18 protein-coding genes and 1 riboswitch are annotated in these 17,929 nt (G+C 57.7%); of the genes, 17 read left to right on the top strand and 1 reads right to left on the bottom strand.

Features of this window, described 5'->3' with window-relative positions; genetic code table 11:
- Nucleotide 1 precedes the first annotated feature (1 nt).
- From trpD to PLUT_RS05875, 17 genes are all read left to right on the top strand, one after another.
- Complete coding sequence (gene trpD / locus PLUT_RS05955; RefSeq protein WP_011357877.1) at nucleotides 2–1,093, top strand: anthranilate phosphoribosyltransferase; 1,092 nt, start codon at nucleotides 2–4, stop codon at nucleotides 1,091–1,093.
- Nucleotides 1,094–1,237: 144 nt separating this feature from the next.
- A riboswitch (cobalamin riboswitch) is annotated at nucleotides 1,238–1,478 on the top strand.
- A 245-nt stretch (nucleotides 1,479–1,723) separates the two neighbouring features.
- Nucleotides 1,724–3,676, top strand: coding sequence for a TonB-dependent receptor plug domain-containing protein (locus PLUT_RS05950; protein WP_011357876.1), 1,953 nt, complete (start codon nucleotides 1,724–1,726; stop codon nucleotides 3,674–3,676).
- 3 nt (nucleotides 3,677–3,679) lie between these two features.
- Nucleotides 3,680–4,348, top strand: coding sequence for a 5,6-dimethylbenzimidazole synthase (bluB, locus tag PLUT_RS05945; protein WP_011357875.1), 669 nt, complete (start codon nucleotides 3,680–3,682; stop codon nucleotides 4,346–4,348).
- Nucleotides 4,342–5,877: a cobyric acid synthase gene (locus tag PLUT_RS05940; RefSeq protein ID WP_011357874.1), complete on the top strand. Its 1,536-nt coding sequence runs from the start codon at nucleotides 4,342–4,344 to the stop codon at nucleotides 5,875–5,877. The genes bluB and PLUT_RS05940 overlap by 7 nt, the downstream gene beginning before the upstream one ends.
- On the top strand, nucleotides 5,874–6,920 hold the full coding sequence (gene cobD, locus PLUT_RS05935; RefSeq protein WP_011357873.1) for a threonine-phosphate decarboxylase CobD: 1,047 nt from the start codon (nucleotides 5,874–5,876) through the stop codon (nucleotides 6,918–6,920). The genes PLUT_RS05940 and cobD overlap by 4 nt, the downstream gene beginning before the upstream one ends.
- Nucleotides 6,917–7,879 carry an adenosylcobinamide-phosphate synthase CbiB gene (cbiB, locus tag PLUT_RS05930; protein ID WP_011357872.1) on the top strand — a complete coding sequence of 321 codons (963 nt, stop codon included), beginning with the start codon at nucleotides 6,917–6,919 and terminating at the stop codon, nucleotides 7,877–7,879. The genes cobD and cbiB overlap by 4 nt, the downstream gene beginning before the upstream one ends.
- Before the next feature lie 32 nt (nucleotides 7,880–7,911).
- Nucleotides 7,912–8,454, top strand: coding sequence for a cob(I)yrinic acid a,c-diamide adenosyltransferase (locus tag PLUT_RS05925; RefSeq protein ID WP_011357871.1), 543 nt, complete (start codon nucleotides 7,912–7,914; stop codon nucleotides 8,452–8,454).
- Between the two features lie 76 nt (nucleotides 8,455–8,530).
- The gene (locus tag PLUT_RS05920; protein ID WP_011357870.1) at nucleotides 8,531–9,499 is read left to right on the top strand and encodes a FecCD family ABC transporter permease; all 969 of its coding nucleotides are present in this window, start codon (nucleotides 8,531–8,533) and stop codon (nucleotides 9,497–9,499) included.
- A 1-nt stretch (nucleotide 9,500) separates the two neighbouring features.
- The gene (locus PLUT_RS05915) at nucleotides 9,501–10,766 is read left to right on the top strand and encodes an ABC transporter ATP-binding protein (protein ID WP_011357869.1); all 1,266 of its coding nucleotides are present in this window, start codon (nucleotides 9,501–9,503) and stop codon (nucleotides 10,764–10,766) included.
- Between the two features lie 5 nt (nucleotides 10,767–10,771).
- Nucleotides 10,772–11,578 (top strand): cobamide remodeling phosphodiesterase CbiR, encoded by an 807-nt coding sequence (gene cbiR / locus PLUT_RS05910; protein ID WP_011357868.1) that lies wholly within the window; start codon nucleotides 10,772–10,774, stop codon nucleotides 11,576–11,578.
- Nucleotides 11,575–12,105: a bifunctional adenosylcobinamide kinase/adenosylcobinamide-phosphate guanylyltransferase gene (cobU, locus tag PLUT_RS05905; RefSeq protein ID WP_011357867.1), complete on the top strand. Its 531-nt coding sequence runs from the start codon at nucleotides 11,575–11,577 to the stop codon at nucleotides 12,103–12,105. Before cbiR ends, cobU begins: the two co-directional genes overlap by 4 nt.
- 44 nt (nucleotides 12,106–12,149) lie before the next feature.
- Nucleotides 12,150–13,214, top strand: a complete 1,065-nt coding sequence (cobT, locus tag PLUT_RS05900; RefSeq protein WP_041463836.1) for a nicotinate-nucleotide--dimethylbenzimidazole phosphoribosyltransferase — start codon at nucleotides 12,150–12,152, stop codon at nucleotides 13,212–13,214.
- A 4-nt stretch (nucleotides 13,215–13,218) separates the two neighbouring features.
- Nucleotides 13,219–13,980 (top strand): adenosylcobinamide-GDP ribazoletransferase, encoded by a 762-nt coding sequence (locus PLUT_RS05895; RefSeq protein WP_011357865.1) that lies wholly within the window; start codon nucleotides 13,219–13,221, stop codon nucleotides 13,978–13,980.
- Nucleotides 13,981–14,105: 125 nt separating this feature from the next.
- The gene (locus PLUT_RS05890; RefSeq protein ID WP_011357864.1) at nucleotides 14,106–14,513 is read left to right on the top strand and encodes an OsmC family protein; all 408 of its coding nucleotides are present in this window, start codon (nucleotides 14,106–14,108) and stop codon (nucleotides 14,511–14,513) included.
- 45 nt (nucleotides 14,514–14,558) lie between these two features.
- The gene (locus PLUT_RS05885) at nucleotides 14,559–15,518 is read left to right on the top strand and encodes an SLAC1 anion channel family protein (protein ID WP_011357863.1); all 960 of its coding nucleotides are present in this window, start codon (nucleotides 14,559–14,561) and stop codon (nucleotides 15,516–15,518) included.
- A complete protein-coding gene (locus PLUT_RS05880) occupies nucleotides 15,503–16,009 on the top strand; it encodes a DUF134 domain-containing protein (RefSeq protein WP_238974556.1) in 507 nt (168 codons plus the stop codon). Before PLUT_RS05885 ends, PLUT_RS05880 begins: the two co-directional genes overlap by 16 nt.
- Nucleotides 16,010–16,137: 128 nt before the next feature.
- Nucleotides 16,138–17,310 (top strand): NAD(P)/FAD-dependent oxidoreductase, encoded by a 1,173-nt coding sequence (locus PLUT_RS05875; RefSeq protein ID WP_041464105.1) that lies wholly within the window; start codon nucleotides 16,138–16,140, stop codon nucleotides 17,308–17,310.
- A gap of 35 nt (nucleotides 17,311–17,345) precedes the next feature.
- Here the strand turns inward: PLUT_RS05875 and PLUT_RS05870 are convergent, their stop codons facing one another.
- A complete protein-coding gene (locus tag PLUT_RS05870; RefSeq protein WP_011357860.1) occupies nucleotides 17,346–17,810 on the bottom strand; it encodes an SET domain-containing protein-lysine N-methyltransferase in 465 nt (154 codons plus the stop codon).
- Between the last annotated feature and the right edge of the window lie 119 nt (nucleotides 17,811–17,929).

Raw genomic sequence — 17,929 nt, 5'->3', positions numbered from 1 at the left:
AATGGAGAATGAACAACGGCTTCGGGAATTCGGAAAGTTGATTACCGCTGTTGCCGGTGGCCACATCATGGATCGCGAGGAGTCCCGGGAGGCCTATCGGCAGGTTATCCTCAACCTTCAGCCGGAGCTTCAGCAGGGGGCATTTCTTGCAGCACATCTGATGCGGGGACCGACCACCGGGGAACTGTCCGGAGCGTGGGACGCGCTTGACTGCCACGATACCCTGAAAATCGATGTGGATCTCGTGGGGCCTGTATGTGATATCGTCGGCACGGGATCCGACCGGCTGAAAACCTTGAACTGCTCGAGCCCCGCCGCACTCATTGCCGCAGCATGCGGTCTGCCCATAGCAAAAAAAGGTGCGCGGCTCGTTACCGGCGTTTCTGGAGCGTCCGATATCTTCGAGGCTTTGGGGGTTGATCTGGACCACCCGCTTGAGCGGGCCGCACAGAGTCTCCGGCATGCAGGGATATGCTATCTGCCGGGAGAGGCGTTCCTGCAGTCAGGTTGGGCACGGCTCATCAGAAGCATGCGTTTCACTTCGGCATTCAACATCCTCGGTCCGCTCACCCGTCCCTGCCGGCAGAACAACTGTGCAGTTATCGGAGCCTATGCCCCTGCCGTGTCGGTACAGATGGTGGAAATCCTGAGAGACATAGGGATGGCAGCGGCACTCTCTCCCTACGGTACGGCAGCGGGGTTCGACCCGGCGTTCGGTATTGATGAATTCTCCCTCTCCGGGCCGACCCGCGTGGTTGAACTCCGGGACGGAAGCATTACGCACTATGAAGTCACTCCGGAGGATTTCGGGATGAAAACGGTGCCGTTCGAATGCATCGCAAGCAGAAGCACTGCAAGGGAGAATGCAGCAACAGTTCTCGCTGTCCTGGAGGGCCTCGAGGGCGGAGCGGCAGCCGATTTCTTCTGCATGAACGCAGCGGCAGCACTCTATGTGTCCGGCATTGCATCGTCGTATCGCGAGGGTGGTGACAAGGCGCGCCATGCACTTGAGAGCGGTGCCGCCTATGAGAAATTCGAAGCCCTGCGTCAGTATCAGGGGCGTGATGTGTTTATGAGTAATGAAAGCAGATAAGGCTGTGGCTGTGAGGGCTCGGAGGTTGATTGCCGTGTCTCTGCGGCCACTCGCCTGAAAGGCTTGCTGTGCCTGCATGGGGAGCGGGCCCGGCTGATTGCGCTTGTCAGTTTCAGGAGAATTCGCTATATAACGCTTCATAATTGTTCTTTCAGCGTAGCTGGTGCCGGTTTAAAAACCGGAGAATAGGGAACTGCGTGAAAATCGCAGACTGTACCCGCAACTGTATAACGGTAAGCCACGAAATCCCTGCATGGCCACATGCATCGGTTTCAGGGTTCGTTCCAGGTCACTGCATCGTTTTCCACCTCGGAAAACAGCGGGAAGGCCGGAATGGAAGTAAGCCGTCAAAGTCAGGAGACCTGCCATCTACCATTTGCATAAACGATCGACTACGGGTTAATAGTCTGGGCAAAGCTGTATTACTTCTGCATCGCTTTTCCATCTGATCCTTTTTGCAAAGCACAGGCCCAAGGTCCGTCTCTCCAGTCTCCGGCTGCAGCTGTATGGTCTCACAGTCAATGATGCTTTGTTCTGGAATCCAAAAAGGAAATGCCGCTTCAGTGTCATACGCACCCTTCAGCTAACCCCTGTCTGTTCAATAATCCATAACTGAACACAGGAACAATCATGAACAAAAAAGTATTTCTCGCCGTCATGCTCGGACTGCTCTCGAGCCGGGGAGTGTTTGCAGAAGAGGCCTCTTTAACCTACATGATGGACGAGGTTGTTGTGACCTCAAGCCGTTTCGAGGAGATGAAAAGCACCGTGACATCCAATGTCACGATTATCGGAAGGGCAGAGATCGAGCTTTCGTCAGCCAAGGATCTCAGCGAGCTTCTTGCGGAGAAAAGCCTTGGCCATTTTCAGAAATATCCCGGGACATTGACTTCAATCGGCCTCAGGGGGTTTCGGAGTGAAACACATGGAAATGATTTGATGGGAAAGGTACTCATCCTTTTGGATGGACGGCGTGCTGGCACCGGAAATCTTGCAAAGATCATGACCGAGAATGTGGAGCGTATTGAAATTATACGCGGACCCGCATCTGTGCAATACGGCTCTGCAGCGATTGGCGGAGTGGTGAATGTCATTACCAAAACAGGCAGTGGTGCACCCTCATTTTTTGCAGCACAGCAGGTTGGAAACAACGAATATGTGAAGACCGGCGCTGGTGCAGAAGGGAGTATAGGGAGGTTTGATTTTTCCGGCAGTGTTTCAACTGCAGATATGGGTGATTACCAGACAGGCTCAGGTGATACGTATCAGAATACTGGATTTGATGACCAGGTGATGGGAAGCCTCAGTCTGGGATATGAATTCCTTCCGCATCAGCGTATGCAGGTAATCTATCATGTTTTCGATCTTGAACGAGCTGGTTCACCCTCATATTTCGCTACTCCTGATTTCGATGCCTACACGGTTCAGAACAATCATTCGACCGATTTGATGTATGAAGGCTCCGATGGCGAAGGGCGATGGTCTTGGATGGCTCGCTATTACATGGGGATGGATAAATACGGATATGTCAGTCCCAGTTCATCCTATATGAGCCAGAGCGATACCGATCAGCAGGGTGCTCAGGCGCAAATCAGCTATGCAGAAGCCTCAATGAGGGTGACGGCGGGAGTTGATTGGCTGCAGTATGAACTTGAATCTACTCTGGCTCCGAAATGGAGCCAGTACGAAAATCCTGCGGCATTCGTCCTTGGCAGATACCTTTTTTTCGATGATGCACTCACCCTTACCGCAGGTTTGCGGTATGATGATTACTCTGTTGACCTTCATGCAAATGAGGGTACATCCCGGAACACCGACAATACATCCGGGCAGGCCGGCCTTGCATTCCGGATTGCCGATGGCCTGCGTTTGAGAGGATCCTATGCCGAAGGGTTCAGAATGCCCTCTGCCAGAGAGCTTGCCGGAGAAATCGTTTCATACGGAAAAACCTATATCGGAAACGCTGAGCTGAAACCAGAATCAAGTCTGACATGGGAAGGGGGGATTGACGTGGCATGGAAGCGACTTGTGGCTTCATGTACGGTATTTACCACTGACTATACTGATTTGATTGAGACCAGTGCCACAGGGGCCTCAAGTTACACGTATGTCAATGTCGGAAGTGCTACGGTTTCAGGACTGGAGGCCGAACTGTCCTGGCCCTTTGCTCCATTGGGCGAAAACTGGACCGTCGAACCTTTTGCAGGGTACACTCATCTTTTCGAGTTCAAGGATGACAAGACCGGTGCGAATCTTCCGTATACACCCGAATGGAATGCATCAACAGGGATCAGGTTGCGTGATAAAGGAGGGTTTGCCGGTTCGGTGAATGTCGCCATGACGGGAAGTACGATTGTCCAGGACTGGGAAAACAATAATGGCGCATTCGTCACCAAGGGAAGCTTTGCGGTGGTGAATCTTGCCGCTTCAAAGAAATTTCCATTCGATCACACCAAAGTGAATGGACGAGGCATAACCCTAAAGGGCGAGATAAACAATCTTTTCGACAGGGATTACCAGTATGTTACAGGTTATCCAATGCCGGGAATCAATTTTGTTGTGGGCATTCGAGCCGATTTCTAAACCATGGAGATATTGCAAAACGCAAGAGTGAACAGCACTATATCGCCATCAGAGCGCGATGCCCTCTACAAAGTGATATTCAGTCGCCGTGATGTACGGGGACAGTATCTTCCGGATGCTGTCCCTGATGATGTGGTGCAGCGTATCCTTCATGCGGCACATCATGCCCCGAGTGTGGGCTTCATGCAGCCGTGGGATTTCATAGTCGTCAAGGACATGGGCGTGCGACAGGGTATCAAGGACGGATTCGAAACGGCACATCGGGAGGCTGCGGCACTGTTCGGCGGTGAACAGAGGGAAAAGTACTGCTCGCTGAAGCTGGAGGGTATAATGGATGCGCCGATGGGCATCTGCGTCACCTGTGACCGGTCCCGAAGTGGCGATGTGGTGATCGGGCGGACGCCAAACCCCGAGATGGATCTCTACAGTTCGGTCTGTGCCGTGCAGAATCTCTGGCTTGCCGCCCGGGCAGAGAACCTCGGGGTTGGATGGGTAAGCATTGTGCATCATGATCATGTGCGTAAGGTGCTCGGGATTCCGGAGCACATCGTTCCTGTCGCGTGGCTCTGCGTGGGCTATGTGAGCTTTTTTCACGAAACTCCAGAACTTGAGCAGGCCGGTTGGCTGCCGAGGATGGAGCTTAAAACACTGGTGCATCACGAGGTATGGTAGTACAGAATGAAACAGCACATTCCATCGCCGTTCTCGGCACCGCTTCCGACGTCGGCAAGAGCATCGTAGCCACGGCGCTCTGCAGGATATTCCGTGATGCGGGCATTGATGTCGCGCCCTACAAGGCGCAGAACATGTCGAACAACTCCGGAGTTACGCCGGATGGTATGGAGATCGGCCGTGCTCAGGTCGTGCAGGCCGAGGCGGCCCGGGTTGCGCCGACTGCCGACATGAACCCCGTCCTCCTGAAACCCAACACCGATACCGGCGCGCAGGTCGTGCTGCAGGGAAAGGTATCCTCGACCGAGAGTGCGAAGGGGTATTTCAAAGATACCTCGAAGTGGGCGGCTGCGGCATTCGAGAGCCTGCACCGGCTGATGGCAAAGCATGAACTGCTGGTTATTGAAGGCGCGGGGTCCTGCGCAGAGATGAACCTCTATAAGCGCGACTTCGTGAACTTCCGTACGGCCCGTGAAGCGGGAGCTTCGGTGATTCTTGTTGCCGACATCGACCGCGGGGGCGTATTTGCCCAGGTTGTGGGCACCCTTTCCATCATCCCTCCCGAAGACCGCGCGCTCGTCAAAGGGGTCATCATCAACCGTTTCCGGGGCGACATCGACCTGTTCCGGGAGGGCGTGGAGATGCTCGAAGCGATGAGTGGTGTGCCGGTGCTCGGCGTCATTCCGTATTTCAGGGGGTTTACGATCGATGCCGAAGATGCCGTTCCGCTTCAGGCGAAGGTGGATCCAGGAGGAGGACCTGCTGAGGGCAGGGTAGGCGTGGCGGCAATCTATTTCCCCCATATCTCCAACTTTACAGACCTCTCTCCGCTCGAAGAGGATCCGTCGGTCGATCTTCACTATCTGCACCGCCCCCGTTCGCTTGAGGGGTACAGGATGCTGGTCCTACCGGGATCAAAAAACGTACGAGGGGATCTTGAGTGGCTCCGGAGCATGGGATGGGAGGAAGAGATCAGTGCATTCCGCCGTTCGGGAGGCATGATTCTCGGTATCTGCGGCGGGTTCCAGATGCTCGGTCGGAGCATTGCCGATCCGCACGGGCTTGAAGGAGAGCCCGGCACGAGCGAGGCGCTTGGCGTTCTGGAAGTCAGCACCGTGCTGGATAAGGAGAAATATCTTTCAAATTCCCGAGGCAGACTGCATGGTGCCGATGTGGCAGCTTCAGGGTATGAAATCCATATGGGCCGTACGGCTGTCGAGGGTTCATGCCGCCCGTTCCTGCAGGTTACCGAGCGAAACGGTTTGCCGAGCGAGGATACCGACGGGGTGGTGAGCGAAGACGGACGGGTTATGGGCACCTATTTCCACGGTATTTTCGATGAACCCTCCCTTCGCCACCATTTCCTGGAGGAGGCTGATTCCAGCTACACGCCTCCTCGGGAGGAGATCAGCCGCCGGCTTGAGTCGGACCGCAGCTATGACATGCTTGCCCGGCACTTTTCAGACAATCTTGATCTTGACAGGCTTTTTGCCCTTGCCGGCAGGCTGTCGCCAAAGGAGCGCGTGTGAGCAGTCTCTATGACCATACGCACGGGGGTTCTCCGGCTTCATCGGGCGCCATGCTGGACTTCAGCATCAACATCAGTCCGGTTCTTCCGCCGATCGGCCCGGTCGTCGTCGAGCCTTCTGAGTTGATGAGATACCCCTCCATCGACGGGGCAGGGATCCGTTCGTTCTATGTGGACCGGTTCAAACTTGATCCCAATTCGGTGCTTCCTCTGAACGGGGCCGCTGAGGGCATCTACCTCCTGCCGCGGGCCCACGGTCTCCGGCGGGTGCTTATCCCTGCACCCTCATTCTACGAGTATGAGCGGGCATGCCGCATTGCGGGTGCGGAAGTCGTATGGATGGAACTCAGCGAGGCGGACGGTTTTGCGATGCCATCGTTCGAGCGGCTGGTTTCTGCAATGGACGGTGTTGACGCCCTGTTCCTCGCCAACCCCAACAACCCGACAGGAACTGAACTTCCGCCCGGGATGCTGCCGGGACTCGCAAGCCGGTTCCCTGAAAAGTGGTTTATTGTCGATGAGGCGTTCATCCAGTATACCGCGGCATTTCCCCGGAATTCGCTGATGCGGGAGGTCATGGCCATGAAGAACGTGGTCGTGGTGCACTCCCTGACGAAGTTCTATGCCCTTCCGGGGCTTCGCCTCGGTGCGGTTGTCGCCCATCCCGATGTCATTGAACGATTGCTCTTCCACAAGGAGCCGTGGACGGTGAACGCTGTGGCCGAGCAGGTGGCCGGGAGGCTGGCCGGATGCGGCACGTGGGAGGAGTCGCTCCGCAAGATGCTCGCTGCAGAACGTGAAAGGATACAGCGGGAGTGCTCCTCAATCGAGGGTCTCACGCTCTATGGCGGCAGTGCGAATTTCTTCCTCGCCCGCTCGACCCGCTCTCTTGATGTTCTGCTCCCTCAGTTTACCAGGAAGGGGATCCATCTGCGCGATGCAAGAAACTTCCGCGGACTGGAAGGGGAGTGGTTCCGGTTTGCCGTAAGGACACCCGATGAAAACACCCGCCTCATCGCTCTCTTTCGTGAGGTGATGCCATGATGGAGTCGGTGTGGCTTGTTCTGGCGGCGTTCCTGCTTGACCTTGCATTCGGCGACCCCAGGTGGCTGCCGCATCCGGTCCGTGCGATGGGGAGCCTTGCTGCCGCTCTTGAAGCACGGCTCCGCCGCACCGCGCTTCCGCTTCGCTTTCAGGGCATCCTTGCCGCGGCATCAGTCATTGCAATCTCCTCCGGTGCGGCCTGGGCCGTCATCAGGGGCGCGGCGGCACTGCACCCGCTTTTTGCCGATGTCGTCTCGGTGCTTATTATGTACAGCTGTTTCGCCACGCGTGACCTTGCCGACCACGCCCTTGCCGTGCTCAGTCCGCTTGCGGCAGGAAGACTCAAAGAAGCCCGGCAGCGGGTCTCATGGATGGTCGGTCGCGATACGGAGGTGATGGATGAAGACGCCATTGCCCTTGCCGCCACCGAAAGCGTGGCAGAGAATACTGTTGACGGAGTGACTGCCCCGATCTTTTACGCGCTCCTTCTTGGGCCTCTCGGCGTAGTTGCATACAAGGCGGCAAGTACGCTTGATTCAACCTTCGGGTACCGCAATGAGCGCTATATGGAGTTCGGATGGGCATCGGCCCGGTTCGATGATCTCGTCAACTTTATCCCTGCACGGCTGACCGTCTTTGCCATAGCGCTTGCGGCTGCAGTCGCGAAACTGCGGGTTTTTGATATATTCAGGGCTGTCCGGGAGGGTGCAGCTCTTCATGAGAGCCCCAACGCAGGATATCCGGAATCCGCCTTTGCCGGTGCGCTGGGGGTGATGTTCGGTGGAGAACGCAGCTATGGCGGGGTGCCGGATATGGCGCCGGTCCTTGGCGTACGCGCTGAGCGCTGCAATGCCCGGACGCTTCGGGGTGCCATAGGGCTCATGCGGCTGACGGCATTCTTTTTTCTCGGGGGCGGGGTTCTGCTGTCGGCAGCCATCGGCCACTTTCTTTTACAATGACCAACATTAACTCATAACAACGGAACACTGCGATGGGTGAGGCTGAGAGAAATGCAAGGCGTATCCTTCTCTTTACCGGCAACGGCAAAGGCAAAAGCACTGCGGCATTCGGCATGCTGGCCCGTGCGCTCGGCCACGGCATGCGTGCACGGGTGATTCAGTTCGTGAAATCCGACGGCGAGGTCGGCGAACAGAAGTTTTTCAGCGCTTTACCGCTGGTGGAGTGGTCGCAGCATGGCAGGGGATTCCTTCCGCGTGACCCTGACAGCCCCCAGATGGCAGACCACAGGGAGGCCGCGGCCGAAGGGCTGTCGGCCGCACTTGCCGCCCTTCTCGACCCCGACTGCGATTTCGTCCTGCTCGACGAGGTCTGTTTCGCGCTCTCCAGAGGGCTTATCGAGTCTGCACCCCTCATATCCGGCATCAAAGGTGCCGCTGACGGGAAGATCGTCGTCCTGACCGGCCGCAATGCGCCTCAGGAGCTGCTGGACCTGGCCGATACCGCTACCGAAATGACCATGTTGAAGCACGGCTACGAAGCGGGCATCCCTGCCCAGAAAGGAGTGGAAGATTAAGTATCCTTCCATCTATAGAAACCCTGAAAAGGCGGTCTGTGCCGATAACCGGTTCACGGCCCGGAAGCCCCGGCGGTTGCGGGTGGTGGCCTTTCTTGCTGCCGTTCCTCTCCTTCTCGTGCTCTCGCTCCTCCTGGGGCCTTCCGGCATCGGCATTCCCGACCTCCAGACCCCTTCAGGCAATGCCATCCTGTCGCTTCGCTTCAGCCGACTCCTGATGGGGCTCATGACCGGTGCCGCTCTCTCGGCTTCCGGCGTGGTCTTTCAGGCACTGCTCCGCAACCCTCTGGCAGAGCCTTACGTACTCGGCGTGAGCGGCGGGGCGGGGCTCGGCGCCACAATCAGCATCCTGGCCGGGGCCTCTCTTGCTCTTCCCTTCAGCCTTCCGGTCATCGCTTTTGTGTCCGCCGTCTTGACCCTCATCCTCGTCTACGCAATCGCCAGCCAGGGCACAGGCGGCCAGCCATCGGTCTACAGCCTGATTCTTGCGGGAGTAATCGTCAGCGCCATATGCTCGAGCATCATCATGTTTCTGGTTTCGAGTGCAAGCGTGGAAGGACTGCACAATGTCATCTGGTGGATGCTCGGAAGTCTTCAACCCGCTTCATCTTCACAGCAGCTCGCTGCGTCCCTTCTGGTCTCGATCGGCCTCATCGGCTCCTGGGTGCTGTCGCGGCCGCTGAATGCCCTCGTGCTCGGTCGCGACATGGCGCACTACCAGGGTATCAATGCACGGCTCATCATCGTTCTCGGCCTGCTGCTTGCAACCCTGCTTGCAGCCACCGCAGTTTCTCTGTCAGGCATGATAGGGTTTGTCGGGCTCATCGTGCCGCATGTGGTCCGGGCCTCGTTCGGACCCGACCACCGGAAGCTGATTCCGCTCTCAGCATTGGGTGGCGGGGTATTTCTCGTCATGTGCGATGCTCTCGCCCGTACCCTCATCGCTCCTGTCGAAATACCTGTCGGGGTCGTCACTGCGCTTGCCGGAGGCCCATTTTTCCTCATTATCCTCCAGAAGCGGATGAAACAGGCCTGGATCAGCTGAGATGGCAGGCGAAGCACTGACATTCAGGGACGTAACTGCCGGCTACAGCCACCGCCGTGTGCTCGACGGGGTGAGTTTTGCTGTCAGGGAAGGGGAGTTCGTCTCCCTCATCGGCCCCAACGGTAGCGGCAAAAGCACCCTTCTGAAGACTGCTGCGGCCCTTGTAAAGCCTGTTGCCGGGTCGGTCGAGTTATTCGGACAGGATGTCTGTACTCTCCGGCCCTCTTTGCGCGCATCGCTGCTCGGGGTGGTGCCGCAGAAGCTTGATGCTCCGATGGCGTTCAGCGTCGCTGAAATCGTGATGAACGGCCGTGTCGGGTCTATGGGGCTGCTCGGCCGCCTCTCCCCCCATGACCACGACCTTGTCGAGCGCGCCATGATCTACACGGACGTTCTCGATCTCCGCAACCGGTATTTCGGGGAACTCAGCGGCGGCGAGCAGCAGCGCGTTGCGCTTGCCATGGTGCTGGCGCAGGAGCCGCGCATCATCATGCTCGACGAGTCGATCTCCCATCTCGACATCAATCACCGCAACGAGGTGCTGCAGATCCTGCTCAACCTGAATCGCGAACAGCAGCTGACGATCGTGCTCGTCAGCCATGACCTCACGCTTTCAGCCTCCGTCTCCGACCGCCTGCTCCTCATGTATGAGGGCCGGCTTGCCGCCGACGGGGCGCCGCACGAAGTCCTTCGCCCAGACCTGCTCGGCCGGGTGTATGACTGCGAACTCCAGGTCCGTCCGGACCCCTTTACGGGTTCACTCCAGGTGACGGGGAACCTTGAAGGGCGAAAGATGAGCGGCAGCCCTGCAATCCGTACCCATGTGGTCGCCGGCGGGGGCAGCGGCATCGAGCTCTACCGTCGCCTGGTTCTCGAGGGGTTCGGCGTTACGACGGGTGTGCTCAACCAGCTTGATTCCGATGCCGAAGCGGCCCGGGCGCTTTCCATCCCCGCAGTGCTTGAACAGCCTTTTTCAGCGGTCGGGCAGGAGGCGGCAGATAAAGCCCGCGGGATGGTGGCCGAAGCCGATGCCCTGATCATCACCCATGTGCCTTTCGGTTCAGGCAACCTGGTCAACCTTCAGATCGCAGACGAAGCACTGCGCCAGGGCCTGCGGGTGTTCATCGCCCGGGGCCTTGAAGATCGGGACTATACGGAGTATAAAGCCGCCAGCCGCCTCGCTGCCGATATGACGGCAAGAGGCGCCCTGTCGTGGCAGACGATGCACGAGCTCATCATGAAACTGCAGCAACAGCAACCAACCTGATACCGATGGCATCACAGCATGCATTCCCCTGCCGCTTCGGGACCACTTCCTACATCATTCCGGATGCGATCATCCCTAATGTGGAGTATCTCAGAAAGCGGGTGGACGACATAGAACTCGTCCTCTTCGAGTCCGACGAGTTCTCGAACCTGCCAACGGCCGACGATATGCGGCGTCTTATTGAGTTTGCCGCAGAAGATGACCTCACATACTCGGTCCATCTGCCGCTCGACGCCTATCTTGGCCACAGGGACAGGGATGAGAGGGAGCGCTCGGTAGCGAAGTGCATGCGCATCGTCGAACTCACGGCCGATCTGCCGCGTTCGGCCTATGTGGTGCATGCTGAAGCGGGAAAGGGTGTTGACGTCAACACCTTTGACCAGTCAGCCCTCATGCGCTTCGCCGATGCGTTCCGCGCTTCTGCCTCACGCCTGCTCTCCTCCACGGATGCTTCTGCCAGCGAGTTTTCGGTCGAAACCCTCAACTATCCCTACGAACACATCTGGCCGGTGGTCGATGACCTCGGTCTCTCGGTGACGCTTGACGTCGGCCATATGATGCTCTGCGGGTTCCCGGCCGCTGAGTATTTCGACCGTTACCTGCACCGGGCGAGGGTGCTGCATGTGCATGGGGTGCTGGAAGGGCGCGACCATGTCTCGCTCCGCCACCTTGATGCCACGATTCTCGACATGGTGATGGAGAGACTCAAAACACATCCCGACCTTGAGCGGGTCTTTACCATGGAAATCTTTTCTGAGGCTGACTTCCTTGATTCATGCAGCCTGTTTGACACAAGGAGGAGGCGGGCATGACGGATAAACCGACAAAGATTGTCTTTGTGACGGGCGGAGCCCGGAGCGGCAAGAGCACCTTTGCCTTGAGGCTTGCCATGCAGCATCGGCGGAGGGTGTTTCTTGCTACGGCCGAACCGTTCGATATTGAGATGCAGAGGCGCATCGGCCGCCACCGGGAGGAACGCGGTTCGGCGTTCAAGACCATTGAGGAGCCGGTTCAGATAGCCCGTGCACTGAAAAATGTCCCAGAGGAGACCGATGTGGTGCTGCTTGACTGCCTCACGGTATGGACCGGGAATCTCATGCACCGTTTCGGTGACGATGAACCGGCCATCTCGGCGGAAATTGATGCCCTCCTTGAAGTCCTCCTGCAGCCGCCCTGTTCCCTGGTCATCGTCACCAATGAAACGGGCATGGGCATTGTGCCCGAAAACGCCATGGCCCGCAGGTTCCGCGACATGGCAGGCATCATCAATCAGCGTGTTGCCTCCCGGAGCGATGAAGCATGGCTCCTGGCCAGCGGGCTGCCGCTTAAACTGAAATGACCAAACCCTCATCATTGCGCAACCTTTTTTCTGACACACCCTCCATGCAGAAACAGTTCCAGACCCTCATCGATGCGGTCCAGCCGGTTGACGGCACTCTTACGGAGGCCGCACAGGCGCATCTCGACGACCTTACCAAACCCCGTGGGAGCCTCGGCCGTCTGGAGGAGATTGCCCTGCAGTTCGTCCGGGCTACCGGATGCCTGAAGCCGGTGCTCACAAAGAAAAAGATCTGCTGTTTCGCCGGCGACCACGGCGTCGCTATAGAGGGTGTCTCGGCGTTTCCGGCCGAGGTGACACCCCAGATGGTCTACAACATGCTCTCCGGCGGAGCGGCCATCAATGTCCTCGCCAGCCATTCTGGAGCAGATCTCGACGTGGTCGACATGGGCGTGAACCATGATTTCCCTGAGACTGAGGGCCTCGTTCAGCGGAAGGTCGGGCGCGGCACCCGGAACATTGCCGAAGGGCCTGCAATGACGGAAGCCGAGACCCTTATTGCCCTTATGGCGGGAGCCGGCATAGCCCTCTCCGCCCATGAGGCCGGTTACCACCTGCTTGGAACAGGGGAGATGGGCATTGCCAATACGACGCCGGCAACCGCGCTCTATGCTGTGCTTCTCGGTATAGCGCCGGAGACGATCGCCGGAAGGGGAACCGGAATAGACGACCAGCGCCTGGAGCATAAAAAAACGGTGATCAGGCGCGCCATTGAGATCAATCAGCTACATTGTGGAACACCGCTAGGGACGCTAGCTGCGCTCGGCGGGTTTGAAATCGCCGGCATCGCAGGCTTCATCCTCGGTGCCGCTTCAGTCCGGCTTCCGGTCGTGGTCGACGGCTTCATCTCAACGGCAGGAGCCGTTGCTGCAATGAAGCTCTGTCCGGCCTCGTCCGGGTACCTGTTCTTCAGCCATCTCTCCAACGAGCAGGGCCATAGAACGGTGATGGAGTCGCAGGGAGTTCGACCGATTCTCGATCTCGACCTTCGACTCGGCGAGGGAACGGGCGGTGCGCTTGCCATGCATGTGATCGAGGGGGCAATACGGATATACAACGAAATGGCAACGTTCAGCTCTGCCTGCGTAGCCGGAAAAGAGGGGGAGTAAGAGGATGCTTAATGGTCTTGTGACGGGTCTTGTTACTGCACTAAGGACGCTCTCCGTGTTTCCGGTTCCGGGCAGAGAGGCCCGGTCGTTCAGCTCTGCCCTCTACTGGTTTCCTGCTGTCGGCCTGCTGCTCGGCCTCTTCGTGGCCGGGTCCGGCTGGATCGGATACCTGGCGGGATGGGACCGATTCGGTGCTGCGCTGATGGTTGTCTCCGGCCTTGTGGTTACCCGTGGCATGCATGCCGACGGCCTTGCAGACATGTTTGACGGATTCTGGGGCGGGCGCGACCGCGATTCGGCCCTCAGGATCATGAAAGATCCCAATGTCGGCTCGTTCGGTGCTCTGGGTCTTGGCTCTCTCCTGCTCTTCAAGTGGGTTGCCCTTGAACAGCTTCTTTCGTTCGGTGCCTTCGACTGGGTTATTGCTGGCGTGGTGCTTGCGCGCACGGCTCAGGTGGCGCTTGCCGTTGCGCTTCCTTACGCCCGCAGCGGCGGGGGCACGGCGGAGGGGTTTGTTGTGGGGGCGGGCCGCAAGCATGCCGTTGTTTCCTCCCTCTCAGCCCTTTTGATCATCGTCTTCGTCCTGAAAAGCACCCCGGGGGCTGTTGTCATTGTTACAGGAGCGTCTCTTGCCTCAACCCTCTTCATCGGCTGGCTCTCCAGTAAGAAAATTGGTGGAGTCACCGGAGACGTTCTCGGGGCGGTCAGCGAGGTGACGGAAATAGCCGTATGGACGGCTGGCGGACTTTATTTCATGCTGCGTTGAGGTTTCGGGCCGGGCGGATTTCTGCATTTGGTTCTACATGAGCATATGCTTATAATAGGCATCCCCCCTTTTGGCCGGGATCTGTTTCAGAGCATCTCCTTACACCCTTATTTCTATCTTACATCATGGGCAACGATATGATCATTTCGTTCGGCGGCGGCAAGAAGGTCAATGCCGAGTTCAAAGGCTTCACCATTCATACCGACCAGTCCCCGAATGGCGGCGGCGAGGGATCGGCTCCAGAGCCGTTCGCGCTCTTCCTTGCTTCCATCGGCACCTGTGCCGGCATATACGTCTACTCCTTCTGTCAGCAGCGCGACATTCCGACCGATAACATCCGTATCGTGCAGTCCCATTTCCCCAAAGAGAGTGGTCGCGGCATCGGGAAAATTGCCATTGATATCCAGCTTCCGGCCGATTTCCCGGAGAAGTACCGCGATGCGGTCATCAATGCGGCGAACCTCTGCGCGGTGAAGAAGCATATCCAGGATCCTCCGGTGTTCGAGCTTTCGACTTCGGTCGCCGGCTCCTGAGGGTCGGGCTGCCTTTTTTAACCTGAACGCAGGACACTCTCTGCTATGGAAAAGATCCAGCGACTCCGGCATTTCCCTGTAACATTCTTTTCGCTGGTCCTCGGCATGGCCGGCTTCACGCTGGCCGTGCAGCGGAGCATGCCGCTGGCCGGTATGGGATCTCTTCCTTCCGACTGGCTGCTCTACCTCACGCTTGCCATCGGCGGGCTCTCCGTAGTGGCCTACCTCCTGAAATCCCTCCTGCATCCGGGAGAAGTTGCTCTTGAGTGGGGCCATCCTGTCCTGATCAATTTCTTTCCTCTGCCGGCAATCGTTCTTCTCATCTTTTCGGCGGTGTTTCTTGTCCGCGACATCGAGACGGCCCGCTATTTCTTCATGGTCGGAGTCTTTCTGCAGTTCGCCTCGTCTGTCGCCATCATTTCCAGCTGGATGTCTGAACCTCATTACCGGATCAGCCACATGACTCCGGCCTGGTTCATTCCGATCATGGGCTCCATCATTGTTCCGCTTTCGGGCGTAAGGCTCGGGAACCTCGAGCTCTCCTGGTTTTTCTTTTCTCTCGGCCTGGTGTTCTGGATCGCCCTCTTTGTCATCGTCATGAACCGGATGATCTTCCATGCCTCCATTCCCGAGCGGTTCATGCCGACCCTCTTCATCCTCTTTGCCCCTCCGGCACTCGGCTTTCTCGCCTATCTCAGCCTGAACGGCGGCCAGCTTGATGCATTCGCCCGCATTCTCTATTACTTTTCCCTCTACCTCTTCGTCCTTCTGCTCTTCCGTCTCCCTTCGCTTTCACGGCTGGAGTTCCACCTCTCCTGGTGGGCGTACTCTTTTCCGATCGCAGCGAGGGTGCTGGCTTCCGTGAAAATGTTCTCCCTCACTGAAAACCCTTTTTTCCGGAGCATTGCGTTTTTTGAGCTCGCCTTTCTGGCCATTGTCGTGCTTTTTCTCATCATCCGTACGGCAACCGCAATGGTTTCCGGCAGTATATGCACCGAGGAGTGATGGGAGAAGGGAGCGAAAGCCGCAGCCGGAGAAAACCCGTCCGCCCCGGCAGGCCGGTCCTGTGCCGCTGTGTCGTCGGCAAGCCGAGGGCAACCTGCTTCAAGCCGGAGGGCGTGTCTCCCTCACGGCTGAAAGACGTGGTGATCACGCTTGACGAACTCGAGGCCATCCGTCTTGCTGACAAACTCGGCCTCTACCATGCCGAAGCTGCCGGCCTCATGAAGGTATCCCGCCAGACCTTCGGCCGTATCCTGGACTCTGCACATCGTAAGGTTGCTCTGGCGCTCGTCGAGGGTCATTCAATCTGCATCGAGGGCGGCCACATCCAGCCGCAGGATCCAAACGGCGAGCCTGACGAGCCGGGAATCTGTGTCTGCCTCCACTGCGGGACCGAAATACCGCACCATAACGGCACACCCTGCCGGACCCTTGACTGCCCCGACTGCGGCCGCCCCATGGTACGCCGTGGGCGCTGCTCCTCCATAGACTGACATGAAGCGTTAGAAAACAGTTTCCGAATTATTGTTTCATAATTATTGGCATATGCTTATAATGTCGTCACTCCGTGCCCCTCAGGCATGCATATTATCACGACAAACAGCATAATGCAGTGAAGAACATAAAGAGTGTGCTCATACTCGGCGGAGGCATTGCCGGCGCTGAAGCGGCAATTGCGTTCCGCAAGAAGGGATTCTCCGTTGAACTGGTATCAGACCGAGACCACCTGTTCATTTTTCCCATATCGATATGGATACCGGTCGGAACCTTGAAATACAGCGACGCGTCCATCCCGCTCAAAAAACTGGCCCGGCGTCACGGCTTCACCCTGACCATCGACCGAGTCACGGCCATTGACGCGGAGAGCCGCAGGGTGTGGCTTGAAAAAGGCGGGGAGCGGAGTGGAACGGACGCTGTGGTCGTGGCGCTCGGCGCCGCAAAGATCCAGTACCCCGGCATGGAGCATGCCCGCTCCATCTGCGCAAGCCCGCAGAACTCACTCTACCTGAAAGAGCGGGTCGATGCCATTATCGCAAAGGGGAGCGGAAAGATCGCTTTCGGGTTCGGGGGCAATCCAAAGGATAAGAGCGCGGTGCGCGGCGGACCGGCCTTCGAGCTTTTCTTCAACCTGCACCACAAGCTGAAGAAGCTCGGCATCCGTGACCGCTATGAGATGACCTTTTTCGCCCCGATGCCGCAGCCGGGAGCCAGAATGGGCAGGAAGGCGCTTGAGGCGATGGACGGCATGTTCAGGGATAACGGGTTCAAGACACGGTACGGGAAGAAAATCACTGGCTTTGACGAGGGCGGGGTCATGTTCGAGGACGGCAGCCGTCTGGAGAGCGATTTCACCATGTTCATCTCCGCGCTTGACGGCCACCGGGTCATCAAGGAGTCGAATCTTCCGCTGAACCCGTCAGGCTTCATTATGATTGACGATTACTGCCGTATTGACGGCATCGAAGGGTGGTACGCAATCGGTGACTCGGCCGCGCTCGAGGGCCCTGACTGGAAGGCCAAGCAGGGGCATCTTGCTGAAACCATGGCTGTCAACGCCGCACACAACGCGTCAATTGTCATTCAGGGCCGCGAGGGGGCGCTGAAAGGCTACAGGGAGCACCTGAACATCCTCTGTGTCATGGACATCGGCAACGGAGCCGGCTTCGTCTATGCGGACGGCATCAAGGAGATCTTTTTTCCCATGCCCCTTTTCGGGCACTGGCTGAAGCACGGCTGGGCGCATTACTACCGGTTCAGCAAGCTCGGAAGGCTGCTGAGGACTTCGGGCGTATAGACCCTCTTCCTATGGAGATGGCCGGGCAGGGGAGCCTACACAGCTTCCTGCCTGGTGCTCCACCACTCTTTTCCGTAGTTGTAGAAGAGTTCCTCTCCCTTGCTGATCGTCCGGAGTGCATAGAGCACCAGTTCAGGGCCTGTTGCCGTATCGTCGAGCCAGTAGGCGACATTGGGTTCGAAGGAGTGGTTGAAGAGCATCCCATAGCCCATCACGACGAGCCGCGAGCGCTCGGTGTTTCCGTAAAAGACATAGTTCACGAGTTCCCCTCCCACATCGCTCTCCGTCACCTCGAGAGCCGGGCACCGTTCGAGCACCTCTCCTTCATTGATTTTTTCCAGGGCGAACGCCCCGCGCCCTGCTACGCTTGATGGCCCTATGCCGACTTTGCCTCTTGAGGGAGCCCGGTGCTTCCTCCCGGTGAAGAAGAGCGCGAGTGCTCCGGTAAGGAGGCCGAGAATGAATATGATGATAGAGAGCAGGTATATATTGACATGCATGGCGGAGGGGTCTCTTCTTGAACTGACGGATCGGTTTTTCTGGCTGTCATCCTAAAATAACGTTTGTTTTCCTCATCCCTCTCCCCCCGGGAAATGAAATGCATGCGGAGTCTGTTGAA

Source organism: Pelodictyon luteolum DSM 273 (assembly GCF_000012485.1).
GTDB lineage: Bacteria > Bacteroidota > Chlorobiia > Chlorobiales > Chlorobiaceae > Chlorobium > Chlorobium luteolum.
The sequence above is the reverse complement of the archived record's forward strand: the minus strand, read 5'-3'. Positions and strand labels throughout refer to the sequence as shown.